The sequence below is a fragment of the Streptomyces sparsogenes genome, from assembly GCF_001704635.1.
GTDB classification, from domain to species: domain Bacteria; phylum Actinomycetota; class Actinomycetes; order Streptomycetales; family Streptomycetaceae; genus Streptomyces; species Streptomyces sparsogenes.
Genome location: NZ_MAXF01000130.1, coordinates 1 through 21,266, shown reverse-complemented (window position 1 = coordinate 21,266; position 21,266 = coordinate 1). Strand labels below are relative to the sequence as shown.

General features: G+C 74.2%; 16 protein-coding genes. 1 reads left to right on the top strand and 15 read right to left on the bottom strand.

The window, feature by feature from the left end; translation table 11 throughout:
- Nucleotides 1-8: 8 nt before the first annotated feature.
- The 3 genes from BBH68_RS26940 to fmt form a co-directional block, all read right to left on the bottom strand.
- Nucleotides 9-1,466: an RsmB/NOP family class I SAM-dependent RNA methyltransferase gene (locus BBH68_RS26940; RefSeq protein WP_065966223.1), complete on the bottom strand. Its 1,458-nt coding sequence runs from the start codon at nt 1,464-1,466 to the stop codon at nt 9-11.
- Between the two features lie 76 nt (nt 1,467-1,542).
- Nucleotides 1,543-3,480: an ABC transporter ATP-binding protein gene (locus BBH68_RS26935; protein WP_065966221.1), complete on the bottom strand. Its 1,938-nt coding sequence runs from the start codon at nt 3,478-3,480 to the stop codon at nt 1,543-1,545.
- 161 nt (nt 3,481-3,641) lie between these two features.
- The gene (gene fmt, locus BBH68_RS26930; protein ID WP_065966219.1) at nt 3,642-4,574 is read right to left on the bottom strand and encodes a methionyl-tRNA formyltransferase; all 933 of its coding nucleotides are present in this window, start codon (nt 4,572-4,574) and stop codon (nt 3,642-3,644) included.
- 292 nt (nt 4,575-4,866) lie between these two features.
- Here fmt and BBH68_RS26925 point away from each other — a divergent pair, with 292 nt between their 5' ends.
- The gene (locus tag BBH68_RS26925; RefSeq protein ID WP_065966218.1) at nt 4,867-5,385 is read left to right on the top strand and encodes a hypothetical protein; all 519 of its coding nucleotides are present in this window, start codon (nt 4,867-4,869) and stop codon (nt 5,383-5,385) included.
- A gap of 861 nt (nt 5,386-6,246) precedes the next feature.
- On the opposite strand, the gene BBH68_RS26920 is transcribed toward BBH68_RS26925, so the two are convergent.
- From BBH68_RS26920 to BBH68_RS26865, 12 genes are all read right to left on the bottom strand, one after another.
- Nucleotides 6,247-8,430, bottom strand: coding sequence for a primosomal protein N' (locus tag BBH68_RS26920; protein ID WP_079151222.1), 2,184 nt, complete (start codon nt 8,428-8,430; stop codon nt 6,247-6,249).
- Between the two features lie 125 nt (nt 8,431-8,555).
- Nucleotides 8,556-9,764 carry a methionine adenosyltransferase gene (gene metK / locus BBH68_RS26915; protein WP_065966214.1) on the bottom strand — a complete coding sequence of 403 codons (1,209 nt, stop codon included), beginning with the start codon at nt 9,762-9,764 and terminating at the stop codon, nt 8,556-8,558.
- Nucleotides 9,765-10,008: 244 nt separating this feature from the next.
- Nucleotides 10,009-11,217: a bifunctional phosphopantothenoylcysteine decarboxylase/phosphopantothenate--cysteine ligase CoaBC gene (coaBC, locus tag BBH68_RS26910; protein ID WP_065966212.1), complete on the bottom strand. Its 1,209-nt coding sequence runs from the start codon at nt 11,215-11,217 to the stop codon at nt 10,009-10,011.
- A gap of 94 nt (nt 11,218-11,311) precedes the next feature.
- Nucleotides 11,312-11,584 carry a DNA-directed RNA polymerase subunit omega gene (gene rpoZ, locus BBH68_RS26905; RefSeq protein ID WP_005319902.1) on the bottom strand — a complete coding sequence of 91 codons (273 nt, stop codon included), beginning with the start codon at nt 11,582-11,584 and terminating at the stop codon, nt 11,312-11,314.
- 105 nt (nt 11,585-11,689) lie between these two features.
- Nucleotides 11,690-12,283: a guanylate kinase gene (gene gmk / locus BBH68_RS26900; RefSeq protein WP_065966210.1), complete on the bottom strand. Its 594-nt coding sequence runs from the start codon at nt 12,281-12,283 to the stop codon at nt 11,690-11,692.
- A gap of 38 nt (nt 12,284-12,321) precedes the next feature.
- Nucleotides 12,322-12,645 (bottom strand): integration host factor, encoded by a 324-nt coding sequence (locus BBH68_RS26895; protein ID WP_065966208.1) that lies wholly within the window; start codon nt 12,643-12,645, stop codon nt 12,322-12,324.
- 204 nt (nt 12,646-12,849) lie between these two features.
- On the bottom strand, nt 12,850-13,701 hold the full coding sequence (gene pyrF / locus BBH68_RS26890; protein ID WP_065966207.1) for an orotidine-5'-phosphate decarboxylase: 852 nt from the start codon (nt 13,699-13,701) through the stop codon (nt 12,850-12,852).
- Nucleotides 13,698-14,843, bottom strand: a complete 1,146-nt coding sequence (locus BBH68_RS26885) for a quinone-dependent dihydroorotate dehydrogenase (RefSeq protein WP_065966206.1) — start codon at nt 14,841-14,843, stop codon at nt 13,698-13,700. The genes pyrF and BBH68_RS26885 overlap by 4 nt, the downstream gene beginning before the upstream one ends.
- Before the next feature lie 214 nt (nt 14,844-15,057).
- Nucleotides 15,058-18,369, bottom strand: a complete 3,312-nt coding sequence (gene carB / locus BBH68_RS26880) for a carbamoyl-phosphate synthase large subunit (RefSeq protein ID WP_065966205.1) — start codon at nt 18,367-18,369, stop codon at nt 15,058-15,060.
- Nucleotides 18,362-19,504 carry a glutamine-hydrolyzing carbamoyl-phosphate synthase small subunit gene (gene carA / locus BBH68_RS26875; protein ID WP_065966200.1) on the bottom strand — a complete coding sequence of 381 codons (1,143 nt, stop codon included), beginning with the start codon at nt 19,502-19,504 and terminating at the stop codon, nt 18,362-18,364. The genes carB and carA overlap by 8 nt, the downstream gene beginning before the upstream one ends.
- Nucleotides 19,501-20,115 carry a PH-like domain-containing protein gene (locus BBH68_RS26870; protein ID WP_245738329.1) on the bottom strand — a complete coding sequence of 205 codons (615 nt, stop codon included), beginning with the start codon at nt 20,113-20,115 and terminating at the stop codon, nt 19,501-19,503. Before BBH68_RS26870 ends, carA begins: the two co-directional genes overlap by 4 nt.
- Nucleotides 20,112-21,266 (bottom strand): dihydroorotase (locus BBH68_RS26865; RefSeq protein WP_065966197.1); only part of this gene is annotated, 1,155 nt, incomplete at its 5' end. The genes BBH68_RS26865 and BBH68_RS26870, both read right to left, overlap by 4 nt.

Genomic DNA, 21,266 nt, shown 5'->3' with positions numbered 1-21,266 from the left:
GCGGTCGGTCAGGCCGTGCGCCGGAGCAGGGCCAGATACATCGCGTCCGTGCCGTGCAGATGCGGCCACAGCTGGACGTCCGGCCCGTCGCCGAGCGCGGGGACCCCGGGCATCAGCGGCCTGGCGTCGATCCACTCCGCCTCGGCCGCGGGCCCGCCGCGGCCCTTCAGGACGTCCTCGACCACGGCCCGGGTCTCGGCGAGGTGCGGCGAGCAGGTCGCGTAGCCGACCACGCCGCCCACGCGCACCGCGGCCAGCGCCTGGCGCAGCAGCTCCCGCTGGAGCGGCGCGAAGCCGGCCAGGTCCTCGGGGCGGCGGCGCCAGCGCGCCTCCGGGCGGCGGCGCAGCGCGCCGAGCCCGGTGCAGGGCACGTCGACCAGGGCCCGGTCGAAGCCGCCGGGACGCCAGGGCGGCCTGGTGCCGTCCGCCGCGATCACCTGGTACGGGCCGGGGTTGCCCGCCAGCGCCCGCTCCACCAGCCCCGCCCGGTGCGGCTGCTTCTCGGCGGCGAGCAGCGCGGCGCCCCGCCGCGCGGCCAGCGCGCCGAGCAGCGCGGCCTTGCCGCCGGGGCCCGCGCAGCCGTCCAGCCAGCGCTCGTCGGGCCCCTCCAGCGGCGCGTTCGCCAGCGCGACGGCGACCAGCTGGCTGCCCTCGTCCTGCACCCCGGCGCGCCCCTCGCGGACCGCGTCCAGCGCCCCCGGCTCGCCGCCCTCGGTGAGCCGCACGGCGTACGGGGACCAGCGGCCCGGCAGCGCGGAGTCCTCGCCGACGGCCGCCATCAGCTCCTCGGCCGTGCTGCGGCCGGGCCGGGCGACCAGGGTGACCTCGGGCCGTTCGTTGTCGGCCTCCAGCAGGTCCTCGATCCCGGCGCTGCCGCCGCCGAGCGCGTCCCACAGGGCGGAGACGATCCACCGCGGGTGCGAGTGGACGATCGCCAGGTGCTCCTCGGGGTCCTCGTCGTACGGCGGGGCGACCTTCTCCAGCCAGCCGGCCAGGTCGTCGGCCGCGATCTTGCGCAGCACGGCGTTGACGAACTTGGCCCGTCCGTCGCCGAGCACCACCCGCGCCAGCTCGACGCTCGCCGAGACCGCCGCGTGGGCGGGGATGCGGGTGCCGAGCAGCTGGTGCGCCCCGAGGCTGAGCACGTCCAGCACGGGCGGGTCCACCTCGCGCAGCGGCCGGTCCACGCACTCGGCGATGATCGCGTCGTAGGTGCCCTGGCGGCGCAGCGTCCCGTAGACCAGCTCGGTCGCCAGCGCGGCGTCCCGCGCGTCGAAGGGCCTGGCCTCCGTGGACTCCTCGCGCGCCTTGCGCAGCAGCGGCGGCAGAACGAGGTTCGCGTACGCGTCGCGCTCGTCGACCGCCCGCAGCGCCTCGAAGGCGAGGATCCGTACGGGGTCCTTCTTCGGGCGCCGGTAGGGCTTGCCGGGGGCGGAGCGGCGGGGACGGCCGGGCTGGGGACTCACGGGAAATGTGCTCCGGGGACAGATGGGGCTTGGCGGAGTCCAGCCTACGGGGCGGGGGCGGGGCCCGGTGCGCGGCTCAGTTCAGGGCACCCTTGGCCGCCTGGGCGGGGGCCGCGCTCAGCGCCGCCTCTTCCGCGCCCGACGGCTGCTCCGACGGCTGCTCGAACTGGGTGCGGTACAGCTCCTCGTAGCGCCCGCCGGCCGCGAGCAGCGCGGTGTGCGTGCCGCGCTCCACGACCCGGCCGTTCTCGACGACGAGGATCAGGTCGGCGGCCCGCACGGTGGACAGCCGGTGGGCGATGACCACCGCGGTCCGCCCGTCCAGAGCCTCGGCGAGCGCCTCCTGGACGGCCGCCTCGGAGGTGGAGTCGAGGTGGGCGGTGGCCTCGTCGAGGATCACCACGCGGGGGCGGGCCAGCAGCAGCCGGGCGATGGTCAGCCGCTGGCGCTCGCCGCCGGAGAGCCGGTAGCCGCGCTCGCCGACCACGGTGTCCAGGCCGTCGGGCAGGGCCGCGATCAGCCCGTCGAGGCGGGCCCGGCGCAGCACCTCCCACAGCTCCTCCTCGGTCGCCTCCGGCTGCGCCAGCAGCAGGTTGGCGCGGATCGAGTCGTGGAAGAGGTGCCCGTCCTGGGTGACCATGCCGAGCGACCGGCGGAGCGATTCGGCCGTCAGGTCGCGGACGTCCACGCCGGACAGCCGCACGGCGCCCCCGTCGGCGTCGTAGAGCCTGGGCAGCAGCTGCGCGATGGTCGACTTCCCGGCGCCGGAGGAGCCCACCAGCGCGACCATCTGGCCCGGCTCGGCGCGGAAGGACACCCCGTGCAGCACCTGCTCCCCGCCGCGGGTGTCCAGGGTCGCGACCTCCTCCAGGGAGGCGAGGGAGACCTTGTCCGCCGAGGGGTAGCCGAAGTCCACGCGGTCGAACTCGACCGACACCGGCCCTTCGGGCACCGGCCGGGCGTCCGGCTTCTCCGCGATCAGCGGCTCCAGGTCCAGCACCTCGAAGACCCGCTCGAAGCTGACCAGGGCGCTCATCACCTCCACCCGGGCGCCGGCCAGGGCGGTCAGCGGCGCGTACAGGCGGGTGAGCAGCAGCGCGAGGGCGACGACCGCGCCGGGGTCGAGCTGGTCGCGCAGCGCGTAGTAGCCGCCGAGGCCGTAGACGAGAGCCAGGGCCAGGGCGGAGACGAGGGTCAGGGCGGTGACGAAGGAGACCTGGACCATCGCGGTGCGCACCCCGATGTCGCGCACGCGACGGGCCCGGGCGGCGAACTCGGCGGACTCCTCCTCCGGCCGGCCGAAGAGCTTCACGAGCGTGGCGCCGGGCGCCGAGAAGCGCTCCGTCATCTGGGTGGCCATCGCCGCGTTGTGGGCCGCCGCCTCGCGCCGCAGCCGCGCCAGCTTGCCGCCGACCCGCCGGGCGGGCAGCAGGAACAGGGGCAGGAGCAGCAGTGCCAGCAGGGTGATCTGCCAGGAGATGCCCAGCATCACCGCGAGGGTGAGCAGCAGGGTGACCATATTGCCGACCACGCCGGACAGGGTGTCGCTGAACGCCCGCTGGGCGCCGATGACGTCGTTGTTGAGCCGGCTGACCAGGGCGCCGGTGCGGGTGCGGGTGAAGAAGGCGACGGGCAGGCGCTGGACGTGGTCGTACACGGCGGTGCGCAGGTCGAGGATGAGCCCCTCGCCGATGTTCGCGGACAGCCAGCGCGTGAACAGCCCGAGCCCGGCCTCGGCCACGGCGATGACGGCGATCAGCGCCGCGAGCCCGAGGACCACGCCCTGGTCGGAGCGGTGCACGATCGCGTCGACCACCCGGCCGGCCAGCAGCGGGGTGGCGACCGCGAGCACCGCCGTGACGACGCTGCCCACCAGGAAGAGGGACAGCCGGCGGCGGTGGGGGCGGGCGAAGCCGCCGATGCGCCGCAGGGTCGCGCGGGAGAAGGGACGCCGGTCGTCGTTGGCGTTCGCGGTCCGGTAGAGCGAGTGCATGGCGGTGGCTTCCATGTCCATCGCGCACCTCCGTGTGTCTGGGTGCCGTCGCGGGATCGCGGCTGTTCCGGACCGGCGGCACACGATCAGGACCGTAAGACCTCAACCAATGTTCAAGTCAACTGATCCCGCCCCGCGCTCGGGGCGCGGGACGGGGGGCAGGGGGACGGGAGCGGTGGGCGCTATCCGCCGAGCCGCTCGCCCTGGGCGATCCGCACGCCGCGCGCCCAGTCGGCCCCGGCCATCGGCCGCTTGCCCTGCGGGCGCACCCACGACAGCCGCACCGCGTGGCTGCCGGTGCCGACGTAGACGTCCTTCTTCGTCACCGCGAGCTCGCCGGGCGCCAGGTCCGTACGGTCCGTCGCCGGCGCCACCGCGTTGACCTTCAACCGCTCCCCGCGGAAGGTCGTCCACGCCCCCGGCGCGGGGGTGCAGGCCCGCACCAGCCGGTCCACGCGCAGCGCGGGCGCGGCCCAGTCGATCTCCGCGTCCTCGACGTTGATCTTCGGGGCGAGCGAGACGCCCTCGGCGGGCTGGGGCTCGGCGCGCAGGGTGCCGTCCTCGATGCCGTCCATGGTGGCGGCCAGCAGCCCGGCCCCGGCCAGCGCCAGCCGCGTGAGCAGATCGCCGCTGGTGTCCGTGGGCCGTACGTCCTCCGTCACCACCCCGTACACCGGGCCGGAGTCCAGGCCCTCCTCGATCAGGAAGGTCGAGGCGCCGGTCACCTCGTCGCCCGCCAGCACCGCGTGCTGCACGGGGGCCGCGCCGCGCCAGGCGGGCAGCAGGGAGAAGTGCAGATTGACCCATCCATGGACGGGGATCTCCAGAGCCGCCTTGGGCAGCAGCGCGCCGTAGGCGACCACCGGGCAGCAGTCCGGCGCGATCTCGCGCAGCCGCTCCAGGAACTCCGGCTCGCGCGGCCTGGCCGGCTTGAGCACCTCGATCCCGGCCTCCGCCGCCCGCTCGGCGACCGGGCTCGCCACCAGCCGCCGGCCACGCCCGGCCGGCGCGTCCGGCCGGGTGACGACGGCCACCACCTCATGCCGGTCGGACGCGATCAGCGCGTCCAGGGCGGGCAGGGCGACCTCGGGAGTACCGGCGAAGACGAGCCTCATGGGTGGCGAACTACCTCTCACGCGCAGCGGAAACAGCGCACCAGTCTAGGGCCCGCCTTCACAGGGGGGCAGCGCCGCGGGGGCGGCGGGCCGTGGGGGGGCGGCAGCGCCGCGGGGGGGGCGTACGGGAGCGGTGACGCACGCCCCCGGACCGTGACCGACGGGCGGGTGTCGCGTTGGTCAAGGCAGTCAAGGCAGATTGACCGCGTCGGGCCGCTGCGGCGGCCCGGCGCGTTTCCGACCTCCGTCCCCTGCCTTCGAGTATCAAACGCCGGATTCGAGAGGCTTGTTCATGGCCGACCACGCAACCCACGACGCCCAGGCACGGGCCAGCCTGCACCTCCTGGTCCGGGACATCGAGCGGGTCCGCCGACAGGTGGACGCGCTGCGCACGCTCACCGCCCAGCTCGGCAATGTCTACCGCCCCCGGCGCACGGGCCCCTCCGCGGGCTTCGTCGTCTACGGGCGCGCCCCGGCGCCCACCGTGCGCCTGGCCCAGGAGCTGCGGGACAGCGTGGAGACGCTGGTCACGGCCGCCGTGGACTTCGACCGCTCGCTCGGCTTCTCCTGGGACGCGGTGGGCTCGGCGCTCGGCGTCACCAAGCAGGCGGTGCACCGCCGCTACGGGGCGCGGCGGGCCGCCGCGCAGAGCGCCGCCGAGGGCGCCGAGGCGTCGGTGCGCACCGCCGAGCCGGGTGCCGTGCCCCCGGTGCCGTCGGTGCCCGCCGCGCGCTCGATGCCGCCGCAGCCCGCCCCGGCGCTGCGCGACGAGCCGCGCCCGGGCGCGCTCCCCAACCCCCGCCACGGCTGAGGCCCACGGCGGGCACCCCGAGCCGCCCGCGCGACCGCCGCCCCGTGACGGCTGCACCGCGACGGGGGCAACCGCGACCGCTGCCCCGCCCCGGATGCCTGTCACGGACACCCCGCGACCGCTCCGCCGTGACAGCTGCCCCTCGCGCCGGCCACCCCGCCCGGATACCCCGCGGGCCGGATACCCCGCGGGGGTGCCTGTCGCGGCCGCTCCGCCCCGGATGCCCGCCCGGCTGCCCCACCGCGACCGCCCCGTGACGGCTGTTGGCTCCCCCACGACCGCTCCCCCGTGACGGCTACCCCTGCGACGGCGGCCCCGCCCGGATGCCCCGCCGGGGCTGGCTGTCGCGGCCGCTCCGCCCCGGCTGCCCCACCGCGACCGCCCCGTGACGGCTCTCCCGTCGTGGCTCCCCCACGACCGCTCCCCCGTGACGGCTACCCCTGCGACGGCCACCCCGCCCGGATACCCCGCGGGGGTGCCTGTCGCGGCCGCCCCGCCACAGATGCCCGCCCGGTGCCCCACCGCGACCGCCCCGTGACGGCTGTTGGCTCCCCCACGACCGCTCCCCGGTGACAGCTGCCCCTCGCGCCGGCCACCCCGCCCGGAGGCCCCGCCGGGCTGCCTGTCGCGGCCGCCCCGCCACAGATGCCCCGCCCCGGCTGCCCCACCGCGGCCGCCCCGTGACGGCTCTCCCGTCGTGGCTCCCCCGCGACGGCGGCCCCTCCCGGATACCCCGCCCCGGACGCCCTGTCCCGGCGCGCCTGCCTGACCGGTCTCGGCCCGGCGCGCGGCCGGCCTCGGGCGGCCGCCCCGGGCGGGCGCCGGGCGCGGCGGCCGTTAGCCGGCGTCGTGGCAAGCGCGTCAGCCGATGTCGAGCGGGTCGATCCGTACCGCCGGGTCCTTCTCGCCCCGGGCCAGCCGTTGCGCCTTGGCCGCCTTGACGGCCGCCGCGAGGGCGCTGCCCTGGCCCGGGCGGACGCGCAGCAGCGCGCGGTGCCACTCCTCCCCCGGCGGCGGCTGGCCGGGGCGGCGGGGGCGGCCGGGCTCTGTCAGGGGGAGCGGGACCGGGCCGAGGGTCTCGGTGCCCTCCGGCAGGGGGGCCGCGGCGATCAGCTCGGACACGGCCTCGGCGGGGCCGGCGACCGCGGCCATCCGGGAGACCGGCGGGAAGCCCAGCTGGGCCCGCTCGGCCAGCTCCCTGGCCGCGTAACCGGCCGGGTCCCAGCGCACCAGCGCCTGGACGGGCCGCTGGGTGGGCTCGGCGAGCACCACGACGGTGCCGCCCCCGCCTCCCCCCGCGGCCCCGCCGTGCCCGCGCACCAGGGCCGCCGCGTCCAGCCAGCGGCGCAGCGCCTCCTCCCCGGCGCGGAGGTCCGGGCGGCCGAGCAGGGCCCAGCCGTCGAGCAGCAGCGCCGCGGCGTAACCGCCCTCGGCGACCGGCTCGGCGCCGGGCGTCGCGACGACGAGCGCCGGGCGGCCCGGGACCGTGGCGAGGATGTGGTCGCGGCCGGAGGTGCGCACCGGGACGTCAGGGAAGGCGCGCCCCAGCTCCTCGGCGGTGCGCCGGGCCCCGACCACGCTGGCCCGCAGCCGCACGCCCCCGCACTCCCGGCAGTGCCAGGCGGCCTCGGGCCGACCGCACCAGGCGCAGTGGAGGGTGCCCGCGTCCGGGGCCTCCAGCGGGCCCGAGCAGTGCGCGCAGCGCGCGGGCTCGCGGCAGCGCTCGCAGGCCAGCCGCGGCACATACCCCCGGCGCGGCACCTGGACCAGCACCGGGCCCCGGGTCAGCCCCTCCCGCACGGTCTGCCAGGCCAGGGTCGGCAGCCGGGCGGCGCGCGCCTGCGCGTCCCGGGCCGTCTCGCCCTCGTCGACCGTACGGATCAGCGGCGCCGCCGCGCGCACGGTCTCCCGGTCGGCCTCCAGCGGCCGCGCCCAGCCGTTCTCCACCAACTGCGCGGCCTCCACGGTGCGGCCGAGGTCGCCCAGCAGGAAGCCGGTCCGCTCGTGCACGGCCCGCAGCAGCAGGACGTCCCGGGCGTGCGGGTACGGCGCGTGGACGTCGCTGTGGCTGTGGTCGCCGTCGTCCCAGATCCCCACCAGGCCCAGGTCCCGCACGGGCGCGAACATGGCGGCCCGGGTGCCCACCACGGCCCTGACCGAGCCCCGGCTGACGGCCAGCCACCGGCGGTAGCGCTCCTCGGGCCCGAGGTCCGCGGTGAGCAGCACATGCCGCCCCGCGCCCAGCACCTCGGTGAGCGCCGCGTCGACCCGCGCGGCCGTCCGCCCGTCGGGGACGACGACGAGCGCGCCGCGCCCCGAGGCGAGGGTGGCGGCCACGGCGACGGCCCACTCGCGCGGCCAGTGCGGCCCGGGCAGCGCGGTCCACACCGCGCGCGGCGTCCCGCCGCCGGCGAGGGCGTCCAGGAACCCGGGCCCGGCCGGATAGCGCTCCCAGCCCCCGGGCGCGGGCACCCCCGGCGGCGGCAGCGGCGGCGGGGACGGCTCGCGCTCGGCCCGTACGTTGCGCTTGGGCAGGGCCAGTTGCAGCACATCGGCGAGCGATCCCGCGTACCGGTCGGCGACCGCCCGGCACAGCGCGAGCAGCCCGGGCCCCAGCACCGGCTCGGGTGACACCACCTGCGCCACCGCCGCCAGCGGACCCCGGTAGTCGGACTCGGCGACCCGCTCGACGATGTATCCGTCGAGCAGCCCGCCGCCCTCCCGGCGCCCCTCGCGCACCTTCCCCGTGCCGGCCCCGAACCGCACCCGGACCCGCACCCCGGGCCGCGCCTCGGCGTCCATCTCGGCGGGCACCGCGTAGTCCCACAGCTTGTCCAGGTGCACCGGGCCCTTGTCCACCAGCACCTTGGCGACCGGCAGCTCCCGCGCCAGCGCGGCCCCCCGCCACGTCCGCGGCTTGGCCTTCGGCGCCTTGGCCTTGCGCACGGTCTCCCGGATGAGCGCGAGCTGCTCACTCCCCTGGAGGTCCGCCCCCGGGTCCCGCCCCGCCGGATCCCGCTCCGGCCGCCCGTTGTCGCTGCTCACAGCTTCAGTCTTAGCAGAAGACACGGACACCGGCCCGGGCGTGGTGCCCGGGCCGGTGTCCGATGCGAAAGGCGCGCAAGCGGAGAGGCGAAAGCAGAAGGGCCTTACAGCCCCTCCAGGAGGCCTTACAGCCCCGCCGCCGCGCGGAGCGCGTCCACGCGGTCGGTGCGCTCCCAGGTGAAGTCCGGCAGCTCGCGGCCGAAGTGGCCGTACGCCGCCGTCTCGGCGTAGATCGGGCGCAGCAGGTCCAGGTCGCGGATGATGGCGGCCGGGCGGAGGTCGAAGACCTCGGAGATGGCCTTCTCGATCTTCTCGTGGTCGATCGTGGCCGTGCCGAAGGTCTCGACGAACAGGCCGACCGGCTCGGCCTTGCCGATCGCGTAGGCGACCTGCACCTCGCAGCGCGTGGCCAGGCCGGCCGCGACGACGTTCTTCGCGACCCAGCGCATGGCGTACGCGGCGGAGCGGTCGACCTTGGACGGGTCCTTGCCGGAGAAGGCGCCGCCGCCGTGGCGGGCCATGCCGCCGTACGTGTCGATGATGATCTTCCGGCCGGTGAGGCCGGCGTCGCCCATGGGGCCGCCGATCTCGAACCGTCCGGTGGGGTTGACCAGCAGGCGGTAGCCCTCGGTGTCCAGCTTGATGCCGTCCTCGAAGAGCTGGTTCAGCACGTGCTCGACCACGAACTCCCGGATGTCCGGTGCCAGCAGCGATTCCAGGTCGATGTCGGAGGCGTGCTGCGAGGAGACGACCACGGTGTCCAGGCGGACCGGCTTGTTGCCGTCGTACTCGATGGTGACCTGAGTCTTGCCGTCGGGCCGCAGGTAGGGGATGGTGCCGTTCTTGCGGACCTCGGAGAGGCGGCGGGAGAGCCGGTGGGCCAGGGAGATCGGCAGCGGCATCAGCTCGGGGGTCTCGTCGCAGGCGTAGCCGAACATCAGGCCCTGGTCGCCCGCGCCCTGCTTGTCCAGCTCGTCCTCGTCACCCTCGACCCGGGCCTCGTAGGCCGAGTCCACACCCTGCGCGATGTCCGGCGACTGGGAGCCGATGGACACCGAGACGCCGCACGAGGCTCCGTCGAAGCCCTTCTTCGACGAGTCGTAACCGATCTCGAGGATCTTGTTGCGCACCAGCGTGGCGATCGGTGCGTACGCCTTGGTCGTCACCTCGCCGGCCACGTGCACCAGGCCGGTGGTGATCAGGGTCTCGACGGCGACCCGGGAGGTCGGGTCCTCCTTGAGGAGCGCGTCGAGGATGGTGTCGCTGATCTGGTCAGCGATCTTGTCGGGGTGACCCTCGGTCACTGATTCCGAGGTGAACAGGCGGCGGGACACATCGCTCCCTGGGGTTGCAGCGGCTGCTGGCTGATCATGGTTGGGACCGCCCGGGAGCTGCGCCCGGTGCGGTTCCTCGGCCAGTTTATCCGGCGGGTGGGCCGGTCGAGCATCCCCGTCCCACAGGACGGGCAGGCCGTGACCTGGAACATACCCCGGCCTGACCGGAAATTCAGCCTTGCCGGGGAGGCAGGAAAATGTCATTCCCTCCGATGGCCCGAACCGGCCGGAGGGACGGGACCGGTCAGGCCAGGCGCCGGGCCACCAGGTCCCAGACCGTGTCGGCGAGGACCTCCTTGGGCCCGTAGGGCACCGGCGTCTCGGTGCCGTCGGAGGCCAGGACCACGGCCTCGCTGGCCTCGGCGCCGAAGGTCTTGTGCTCCCCCACCTCATTGACGACCAGCAGGTCACAGCCCTTGCGGGCGAGCTTGGCGCGTCCGTTGGCGAGCACGTCGTCGGTCTCGGCGGCGAAACCGACCACGACCTGCCCGGGCCGGGCGCGGTCGGCGGAGATCTCGGCGAGCACGTCCGGGTTGCGGACCAGGGCGATGGGGTCGGGCTCGTGCCCGTCCCGCTTCTTGATCTTCCCCTCGGCGTACCGGGCGGGCCGGAAGTCGGCGACGGCCGCGGCCATCACCACGGCGTCGGCCTCCGCGGCGGCCTTGACCACCGCCTCGCGCAGCTGCACGGCGGTGCCCACGCGCACCACATCGGCCCCGGCCGGGTCGGGCAGCTCGCTGTTGGCCGAGACCAAGGTCACCCTGGCCCCGCGGGCGACGGCGGCCCGGGCCAGGGCGTAGCCCTGCTTGCCGGAGGAGCGGTTGCCGAGGAAGCGCACCGGGTCCAGGGGCTCGCGGGTGCCCCCCGCGCTCACCACGACATGGCGGCCGGCGAGGTCGAGCCGCTGTTCCGCGGTGCCGCGGGCGAGCACCCGGCGGCATACCTCGAAGATCTCGCCGGGGTCGGGCAGCCGGCCCTTGCCGGTGTCCACGCCGGTCAGCCGCCCGACGGCGGGCTCGATGACGACGGCCCCGCGGCGGCGCAGCGTGGCCACGTTCTCCCGGGTGGCCGGGTGCTCCCACATCTCGGTGTGCATGGCGGGCGCGAAGACGACCGGACAGCGGGCGGTCAGCAGGGTGTTGGTGAGCAGGTCGTCGGCGAGGCCGTGGGCGGCCTTGGCGAGCAGGTCGGCGGTGGCGGGGGCGACCACGACCAGGTCCGCGGACTGGCCGATGCGTACGTGCGGCACCTCGTGGACGGACTCCCAGACCTCGGTGGTGGCCGGGTTGCCGGACAGGGCCGACCAGGTCGCCTCCCCGACGAAGTGGAGCGCCGAGGCGGTCGGTACGACCCGCACCTCGTGCCCGGACTCGGTGAGGCGGCGCAGCAGCTCGCACGCCTTGTAGGCGGCGATCCCGCCGCTGACCCCCAGGACGACCTTGGGCTTGTCCATCGCTCGCCTCTCCCCGCAGCTCCCTCGTGTACGTACCCATGACACACCACGGGCCCGGCGGGGGTGCCGCCGGGCCCGTGGTGGGAGGTGTCGACTACTGCGCCGGGCCCTCGATGGCCTCGGAGGTCAGCAGACCGGCGTTGATCTCGCGGAGCGCGATCGACAGCGGCTTCTCGTGGACGTGGGTGTCCACCAGCGGGCCGACGTACTCGAGCAGGCCCTCGCCGAGCTGCGAGTAGTACGCGTTGATCTGGCGGGCGCGCTTGGCCGCGTAGATCACCAGGCTGTACTTGGAGTCGGTGGCCTCGAGCAGCTCATCAATCGGCGGGTTGATGATGCCCTCGGGCGCGGTGATGGAAGAGGACACTCTCTGCCTTCCGAAGGGGTGATGAAGAAGTTGAGAAATTCGATCGGTGGCGGCCCGCGCCGTGAGTACCGCTGCGGCCTTCAGGGCGGTGGATACCAGCGAAGATCAAACGACTCGCATCAAGGTTAGCAGCTCTTGCGCCACGCCCTCGACGGAGGTATTGACCAAGGTCACATCGAACTCCGGCTCGGCGGCCAGCTCGGTCGTCGCGGCCTCGAGACGCCGCTCGATCACCTCGGGCGGCTCGGTGCCCCGGCCGGTGAGCCGGCGGACCAGCTCCTCCCAGCTCGGCGGGGCGAGGAAGACCAGCTGGGCGTCCGGCATGGACTCGCGGACCTGGCGGGCGCCCTGCAGGTCGATCTCCAGCAGCACCGGCTCGCCGGCGGCGAGGCGGTCCTGGACCGCCTCGCGCGGGGTGCCGTAGCGGTTGCCCGCGAACTCGGCCCACTCCAGCAGCTCACCGTTGGCGATGAGCTTGTCGAACTCCCCGTCGTCCACGAAGAAGTACTGGACACCGTGGCGCTCGCCGGGTCGCGGCTTGCGCGTGGTGGCGGAGACGGAGAGCCACACCTCGGGGTGTGCTTTGCGCATATGAGCGACGACCGTGCTCTTGCCGACCCCGGAAGGGCCGGAGAGCACGGTCAGCCGCGGACGTGCGTCCGGGGGTACGGGGGTCGCCCCCCGAGAGTGTGCTGCCATGCAGCGATTATCCAGGTTCCCGGGAGTGCCTGGAAACGTCAGTTGGCGGCGCCGCCGAACTCGCGCTCAAGCGATGCGATCTGGTTGGAGCCCAGACCGCGGACACGACGGCTCTCGGAGATGCCGAGCCGCTCCATGATCTGCTTGGCGCGGACCTTGCCGACGCCAGGCAGGGACTCCAGGAGAGCGGACACCTTCATCTTGCCGATGACATCGTTCTCCTGGCCCTGCTTGATGACCTCGTGCAGGGACGCGCCGGAGTGCTTGAGCCGATTCTTGACCTCGGCGCGCTCCCGGCGAGCCGCGGCGGCCTTTTCGAGCGCGGCTGCGCGCTGTTCAGGGGTAAGGGGCGGAAGAGCCACGCCTACGTCACCTCGGATGTCGAACTGTCGGATACGGACCGGTGAGGAACCTAGTCGCCCCTCACCTGGGGAGCAACGCGCAACGCAGCAGCGCGTTCGCTCTCGTCGGAGACTAGCGGCCCATTCCGCTCCAGTCAGCGAGAACAGACGAAAAGTCCTGGTCAGACTCGCTCGACTTGGACATTTAGGGGCAAAACACCCCGGTTATTCGGCCACAGCGCGCACTTGATCAGCCATTCGGAGCGCCGCCTCGGCCAGCGAAGCCGGGTCGGGACCGTGCCGGAGCACCCCCCGGCTGACGCTCGGGAGCACATTTCGCACCGCCGCGCCGAAGACCTCGGGCAGGTCCGCGGGCGTCGCGCCCTGGGCCCCGATGCCCGGAGCCAGCAGCGGCCCGCCGATCGCCAGATCCGCGCCCGCCTCCCCCGCCGCGCCGCCCAGGGTGGCCCCGACGACCGCGCCGAACGAGCCGAGGCGGCCCGCGCGGGCCTCGTCCGCGTTCTCCTCCCGGAGGTGGTCCAGCACCGTGGCGGCGACCGTCGCCCCACCGGCCCGCACGGCGTGCTGCACCTCGGCGCCCTCCGGGTTGGAGGTGAGCGCCAGCACGAAGACCCCCGCCCCGCTCGCCCGCGCCGCGTCCAGCGCCGGGCGCAGCGAGCCGAAGCCCAGATACGGGCTCACGGTCACCGCGTCCGAGAACAGCGGGCTGCCGGGGTCCAGGTACGCGGCGGCGTACGCGGCCATGGTGGAGCCGATGTCGCCGCGCTTGGCGTCCATGAGCACCAGCGCCCCGGCGGCCCGGGCGTCCGCGACGGCCCGCTCCAGCACGGCGATGCCGCGCGAGCCGAAGCGCTCGAAGAACGCGGACTGCGGCTTGAGGACCGCGACCCGCTCGGCGAGGGCGTCCACGACCGTGCGGGTGAACCGCTCCAGGCCCGCGATGTCGTCCCCCAGCCCCCAGTCGGCGAGCAGCGAGGCGTGCGGGTCGATGCCGACGCACAGCGGGCCGCGGTCGTCCATGGCGCGGCGCAGCCGTGTACCGAAGGGGGTGGTCATGCGTTCTCCTTGTCGGCCTCGGGGGCCTCGTCGGCCTTGCGGGCGTCCGCGCCGACCGCGTCGGCGAGCGTGGCGTACGGGCTGTCCGCGAGCCGGGCCGCGAGGCCGCGGTGGAGGCGGCGGCTCCAGAACGGGCCCGCGTAGATGAAGCCGCTGTAGCCCTGGATCAGCGTGGCCCCGGCCAGGATCCGCTCCCAGGCGTCGTCCGCGGTCTCGATCCCGCCGACGCCGACCAGCGTGATCCGGTCGCCGACCCGGGCGTAGAGGCGGCGCAGCACCTGGAGGGAGCGCTCCTTGAGGGGCGCCCCGGACAGGCCGCCGGTCTCGCCGGTGAGGGCCGCGCCGGAGCGCAGGCCGAGGCCGTCGCGGGCGATGGTGGTGTTGGTGGCGATGATGCCGTCCAGGCCCAGCTCGACCGCGAGGTCGGCGACCGCGTCCACGTCCTCGTCGGCGAGGTCGGGGGCGATCTTGACCAGGAGCGGCACCCGGCGGCCGGGCACGGTGCGGTCCGCGGCCTCGCGCACGGCGCCGAGCAGGGGCCGCAGGTGGTCCACGGCCTGGAGGTTCCGCAGCCCGGGGGTGTTGGGCGAGGACACGTTGACGACCAGGTAGTCGGCGTGGGCGGCCAGCCGCTCGGTGGAGGTCACGTAGTCGGCGACGGCCTCCGCCTCCGGGACGACCTTGGTCTTGCCGATGTTGACGCCGACGGTGGTCCGGAAGGCGGGGCGGCCGGCGCGGCGGGCCGCGAGGCGGGCGGCGACCGCCTCCGAGCCCTCGTTGTTGAAGCCCATGCGGTTGATCAGCGCCCGGTCCGCGACCAGGCGGAAGAGCCGCTTCTTGGGGTTGCCGGGCTGCGGCCGGGCGGTGACGGTGCCGATCTCGACGTGGTCGAAGCCGAGCATGGCCATGCCGTCGATGCCCACCGCGTTCTTGTCGAATCCGGCCGCGAGCCCGAAGGGCCCGTGCATGCGCAGGCCGAGCGCCTCGGTGCGCAGCGCGCGGTGGCGCGGCGCGAGGAGGGCCGCGAGGAAGGTCCGCAGGACCGGGACGCGGGCGGCGAGCCGGATCCAGGCGAAGGCCAGGTGGTGCGCCCGCTCCGGGTCCATGTGGCGGAAGACGAGGCGGAAGAAGAGCTGGTACATGGCGGGCTTTCTGCGCGTCCGCGCACCGGGCCGGAAGGCGGGGCACGGGAGGGGAGGTCGAGGGCTCGGGTGGCCCGGGCGAGCGGGCGCCCGGCCGAAAGGGCCCGGCTGAGCGGGCCCGGCCGGGAGGATCCAGCCGGGCGATTCCGGCCCGGAGGGCTCGCCGGGGCAGGGGGACGCCGGGCGTACGGGCCCGGCGTCCCCCTCCGCGCGGCTACTGCTCGCGGGCCGCGATCAGGTGCTCCGCGTGCTCCTGGAGGGACCGGACGCCGACCGTGCCCCGGCCGAGCGCCTCGATGCCCTGCACGGCGGCCGCGAGGGCCTGGACCGTGGTCAGGCAGGGGATGCCGCGGGCCACGGCCGCCGTGCGGATCTCGTAGCCGTCCAGGCGGCCGCCGGTGCCGTACGGGGTGTTGACGATCAGGTCGACCTCGCCGGCGTGGATCAGCTGGACGATGGTCTTCTCACCGCCCGGGCCCTCGCCCTCGCTCTGCTTGCGCACCACGGTGGCGTTGATGCCGTTGCGCTTGAGCACCTCGGCGGTCCCGGAGGTGGCCAGCAGCTCGAACCCGAGGGCGACCAGCTCACGGGCCGGGAAGATCATCGAGCGCTTGTCGCGGTTGGCGACCGACACGAACGCCCGGCCCTTGCTGGGCAGCGCCCCGTACGCCCCGGCCTGCGACTTGGCGTACGCCGCGCCGAAGACCGAGTCGATGCCCATGACCTCGCCGGTGGAGCGCATCTCCGGGCCGAGGACGGTGTCCACGCCGCGCCCGGACGCGTCGCGGAACCGGCTCCACGGCATCACGGCCTCCTTGACGGAGATCGGCGCGTCCAGCGGCAGCGTGCCGCCGTCGCCGCTGCTCGGCAGCAGGCCCTCGGCGCGCAGCTCGGCGATGGTCGCGCCCAGCGAGATGCGGGCGGCGGCCTTGGCGAGCGGCACGGCGGTGGCCTTGGAGGTGAAGGGCACGGTGCGGGAGGCGCGCGGGTTGGCCTCCAGGACGTACAGGATGTCGCCGGCCATGGCGAACTGGATGTTGATCAGGCCGCGCACCCCGACGCCGCGCGCGATGGCCTCGGTGGAGGCCCGCAGCCGCTTGATGTCGAAGCCGCCGAGGGTGATCGGGGGCAGCGCGCAGGCCGAGTCGCCGGAGTGGATGCCGGCCTCCTCGATGTGCTCCATGACGCCGCCGAGGTAGAGCTCCTGGCCGTCGTAGAGCGCGTCCACGTCGATCTCGATGGCGTCGTCGAGGAACCGGTCGATGAGGACCGGGTGCTCGGAGATCAGGCCCGCGTGCCGCTCCAGATAGGCCGCCAGGGAGGGCTCGTCGTAGACGATCTCCATGCCGCGGCCGCCGAGGACGTACGAGGGGCGGACCATGACCGGGTAGCCGATCTCGGCGGCGATGCCCTTGGCCTGCTCGAAGGAGAAGGCGGTGCCGTACTTGGGGGCGGGCAGCCCGGCCTCGGTCAGCACCCGGCCGAAGGCGCCGCGCTCCTCGGCGAGGTTGATCGCCTCGGGCGAGGTACCCACGATGGGCACGCCGTTGTCCTTGAGCGCCTGGGCCAGGCCCAGCGGGGTCTGGCCGCCGAGCTGGACGATGACGCCGGCGACCGGGCCCGCCTGCTGCTCGGCGTGGACGATCTCCAGCACGTCCTCCAGGGTGAGCGGCTCGAAGTAGAGCCGGTCGGAGGTGTCGTAGTCGGTGGAGACGGTCTCCGGGTTGCAGTTGACCATGACGGTCTCGTAGCCCGCGTCGTGCAGCGCGAAGGAGGCGTGCACACACGAGTAGTCGAACTCGATGCCCTGGCCGATCCGGTTGGGGCCGGAGCCCAGGATGATCACGGCGGGCTTCTCGCGCGGCGCGACCTCGGACTCCTCGTCGTAGGAGGAGTAGAAGTACGGGGTCTTGGCGGCGAACTCGGCGGCGCAGGTGTCGACGGTCTTGTAGACGGGCCGCACCCCCAGCGCGTGCCGCACCTCGCGGACCACGTCCTCGCGCAGCGAGCGGATGCCGGCGATCTGGGCGTCGGAGAAGCCGTGCCGCTTGGCCTCGGCGAGCAGCTCCGGGTCCAGCTCGTCGGCGGCCGCGAGCTCGTCCGCGATCTCCTTGATCAGGAAGAGCTGGTCGACGAACCACGGGTCGATCTTCGTGGCCTCGAAGACCTCCTCGGGGGTGGCCCCGGCGCGGATGGCCTGCATGACGGTGTTGATCCGGCCGTCGGTGGGCGCCTCGGCCCGCGCCAGCAGCTCGGACTTCTCGCCCGGGTCGCCGGTGAAGTCGAACTGGCTGCCCTTCTTCTCCAGCGAGCGCAGCGCCTTCTGGAGCGCCTCGGTGAAGTTGCGGCCGATGGCCATGGCCTCGCCGACCGACTTCATGGTGGTGGTGAGCCGGGCGTCGGCGGCGGGGAACTTCTCGAAGGCGAAGCGCGGCACCTTGACGACGACGTAGTCGAGCGTGGGCTCGAAGGACGCCGGGGTCTCCCGGGTGATGTCGTTCGGGATCTCGTCGAGGGTGTAGCCGACGGCGAGCTTGGCCGCGATCTTGGCGATGGGGAAGCCGGTCGCCTTGGAGGCGAGCGCGGAGGAGCGGGAGACGCGCGGGTTCATCTCGATGACGATGACCCGGCCGTCAACCGGGTTGACGGCGAACTGGATGTTGCAGCCGCCGGTGTCGACGCCGACCTCGCGGATGACGGCGATGCCGATGTCGCGCAGGATCTGGTACTCGCGGTCGGTGAGCGTCATCGCGGGCGCGACGGTGATCGAGTCGCCGGTGTGCACGCCCATGGGGTCGAAGTTCTCGATGGAGCAGACGACCACCACGTTGTCGTGCTTGTCGCGCATCAGCTCCAGCTCGTACTCCTTCCAGCCGAGGATGGACTCCTCCAGGAGCACCTCGGTGGTGGGCGAGAGCGTCAGGCCCTGGCCGGCGATGCGGCGCAGCTCCTCCTCGTCGTGGGCGAAGCCGGAGCCGGCGCCGCCCATGGTGAAGGAGGGGCGTACGACGACGGGGTAGCCGCCGAGCAGCTCGACGCCCGCGAGCACGTCGTCCATGGAGTGGCAGATGACCGAGCGGGCGGACTCGCCGTGGCCGATCTTGGCGTTGACGGCCTCGACGACCTCCTTGAACCGGTCGCGGTCCTCGCCCTTGTGGATGGCCTCGACGTTGGCGCCGATCAGTTCCACGCCGTACTTGTCGAGCGTGCCCGCCTCGTGGAGGGAGATCGCGGTGTTGAGCGCGGTCTGCCCGCCGAGGGTGGGCAGCAGCGCGTCGGGGCGCTCCTTGGCGATGATCTTCTCGACGAACTCGGGGGTGATCGGCTCGACATACGTGGCGTCGGCGATCTCCGGGTCGGTCATGATCGTCGCGGGGTTGGAGTTGACCAGGACGACCCGCAGCCCCTCCGCCTTGAGGACGCGGCAGGCCTGGGTGCCGGAGTAGTCGAACTCGGCGGCCTGGCCGATGACGATCGGGCCGGAGCCGATGACCAGAACGGACTGGATGTCGGTGCGCTTAGGCACGCTGGCCCTCCATCAGGGAGACAAAGCGGTCGAACAGGTAGGCCGCGTCGTGCGGGCCGGCGGCGGCCTCGGGGTGGTACTGGACGCTGAACGCGGGACGGTCGAGCAGCTGGAGGCCCTCGACCACGTTGTCGTTGAGGCACACGTGGGAGACCTCGACCCGCCCGTAGGGGGTGTCGGAGGGCCCGTCCAGCGGGGCGTCGACGGCGAAGCCGTGGTTGTGCGCGGTGACCTCGACCTTGCCGGTGGTGCGGTCCTGCACCGGCTGGTTGATGCCGCGGTGGCCGTACTTCAGCTTGTAGGTGCCGAAGCCCAGCGCGCGGCCGAGGATCTGGTTGCCGAAGCAGATGCCGAACAGCGGGGTGCCGCGCTCCAGGACCGCGCGCATCACGGAGACGGGGTGGTCGGCGGTGGCCGGGTCGCCCGGCCCGTTGGAGAAGAACACCCCGTCCGGGTTCACCGCGTAGACGTCCTCGACCGTGGCGTTCGCCGGCAGCACGTGCACCTCGATGCCGCGCTCGGCCATCCGGTGCGGGGTCATGCCCTTGATGCCGAGGTCGACCGCGGCGACGGTGAACTTCTTGGTGCCGATCGCGGGGACGACGTAACGCTCCGTGGTGGCGACCTCGCCGCTGAGGTCCGCGCCCTTCATCTGCGGCACGGCCCGCACCTTGGCCAGCAGCGCGGCCTCGTCGGCGATCGCCTCGCCGGAGAAGATGCCGACCCGCATGGCGCCGCGCTCGCGCAGGTGGCGGGTGAGGGCGCGGGTGTCGATGGCGCTGATGCCGACGACGCCCTGGGCGGCCAGCTCCTCGTCCAGGGTGCGGCGCGAGCGCCAGTTGGAGGGCACCCGGGCGGGGTCGCGGACCACATAGCCGGCGACCCAGATCCGCTTCGACTCCGGGTCCTCGTCGTTGACGCCGGTGTTGCCGACGTGCGGCGCGGTCATCACGACGACCTGGCGGTGGTACGAGGGGTCGGTCAGGGTCTCCTGGTAGCCGGTCATGCCGGTGGAGAACACCGCCTCGCCGAAGGTTTCGCCCACGGCCCCGTAGGCCCGGCCGCGGAAGGTGCGGCCGTCCTCCAGGACGAGGACGGCGGGGGCCGTGTTCAGTCCCCGGTTGGAGGTGGTCATCGTGCGCCTTCCGTGTCGTGCTGGTGGGCGGCCGCGTCGCTGGGGCCGCCGGAGAGTTCGGTGAGGGTGTCCACCCACGCGGTGTGCTCGGCCGCGTGGTCGGAGCGGAAGCCGGAGTCGATCAGACGGTCGCCCAGCTGCCAGGTGATCACCAGCAGCCCGCCCTCGGCGAGGACCTTGCCGGCGATGCCCTTGTCGAGCCGGGCGCCGCGCAGACTCCCGGCCGGGATGAAGAAGTCGCGCGCTCCGGGGCGTACGACGGCGAGGCCCTGCTCGGTCAGGGTGAGCTCGGCGCGGCTGCGGGTGCCCAGGCCCTGGGCGACGATCCGGTCGAGCCACTGCCCGGCGGTGGTCGAGCCGTGGTAGCGGCCCGACAGGGCCAGCCGGGCCGGGCCGGGCTCCGCCGGGGCCTGCGGCAGCTCGGGCAGATCGCCCTGGAGCGTGCCCCGCCACTTCCAGCCCTCGCGCATCAGCCAGTAGACGAGCGCGATGAGGAGCAGCAGGCCGGCCACCCAGCCGATGCGCGCCGCCCAGTCCGTCACGTCCTGGGACTTCTGCTCGGCCGCGAGGCCCCCGAGGGAGCCCGCCGCCGCGTTGATGAGAGGTGTCACGCCAGTTTCCCGTCCACGACCGTCGCCCGGCCCCGCAGGAAGGTGTACGTCACGCGGCCCGGCAGTTCACGGCCCTCGTAGGGGGTGTTGCGGCTGCGGGAGGCGAAGCCCGCGGGGTTCACCACACCACGGTATGCGGAGTCGAGGAGGGTGAGGTTGGCGGGCTCCCCCGGGGCGATGGGGCGCCCGTGGCCGGCCAGGCGGCCGATGGCCGAGGGGCGGTGCGACATCCGGTCGGCGACGCCCGCCCAGTCCAGCAGGCCGGTGTCCACCATGGTGTGCTGGACGACGGACAGCGCGGTCTCCAGGCCGACCATGCCCATGGCCGCCGCGCCCCACTCGCAGTCCTTGTCCTCGTGGGGGTGCGGGGCGTGGTCGGTCGCGACGCAGTCGATGGTGCCGTCGGCGAGCGCCTCGCGCAGCGCCATGACGTCGGCCTCGGTGCGCAGCGGCGGGTTCACCTTGTAGACCGGGTTGTAGGAGCGCACCAGCTCGTCGGTGAGCAGCAGGTGGTGCGGGGTGACCTCGGCGGTGACGTTCCAGCCCTTGGACTTGGCCCAGCGGACGATCTCGACCGAGCCGGCGGTGGACAGGTGGCAGATGTGCACGCGGGAGCCGACGTGGGCGGCGAGCAGCACATCGCGGGCGATGATCGACTCCTCGGCCACGGCCGGCCAGCCGCCGAGGCCGAGCTCGGCGGAGACCACGCCCTCGTTCATCTGGGCGCCCTCGGTCAGCCGCGGCTCCTGGGCGTGCTGGGCGATGACGCCGTCGAAGGCCTTCACGTACTCCAGGGCGCGGCGCATGATCACGGCGTCGTCCACGCACTTGCCGTCGTCGGAGAAGACCCGCACCCCGGCGGCGGAGTCGTGCATGGCGCCCAGCTCGGCGAGCTTCTTGCCCTCCAGCCCGACGGTGACGGCGCCGACCGGCTGGACGTCGCAGTAGCCGGACTCCTTGCCGAGCCGCCACACCTGCTCGACGACGCCGGCGGTGTCGGCGACCGGGAAGGTGTTGGCCATGGCGTGGACGGCGGTGTAACCGCCGGCGGCGGCCGCGCGGGTGCCGGTGAGGACGGTCTCGGAGTCCTCGCGGCCGGGCTCGCGCAGATGGGTGTGGAGGTCGACCAGGCCGGGCAGCAGGATCTGCCC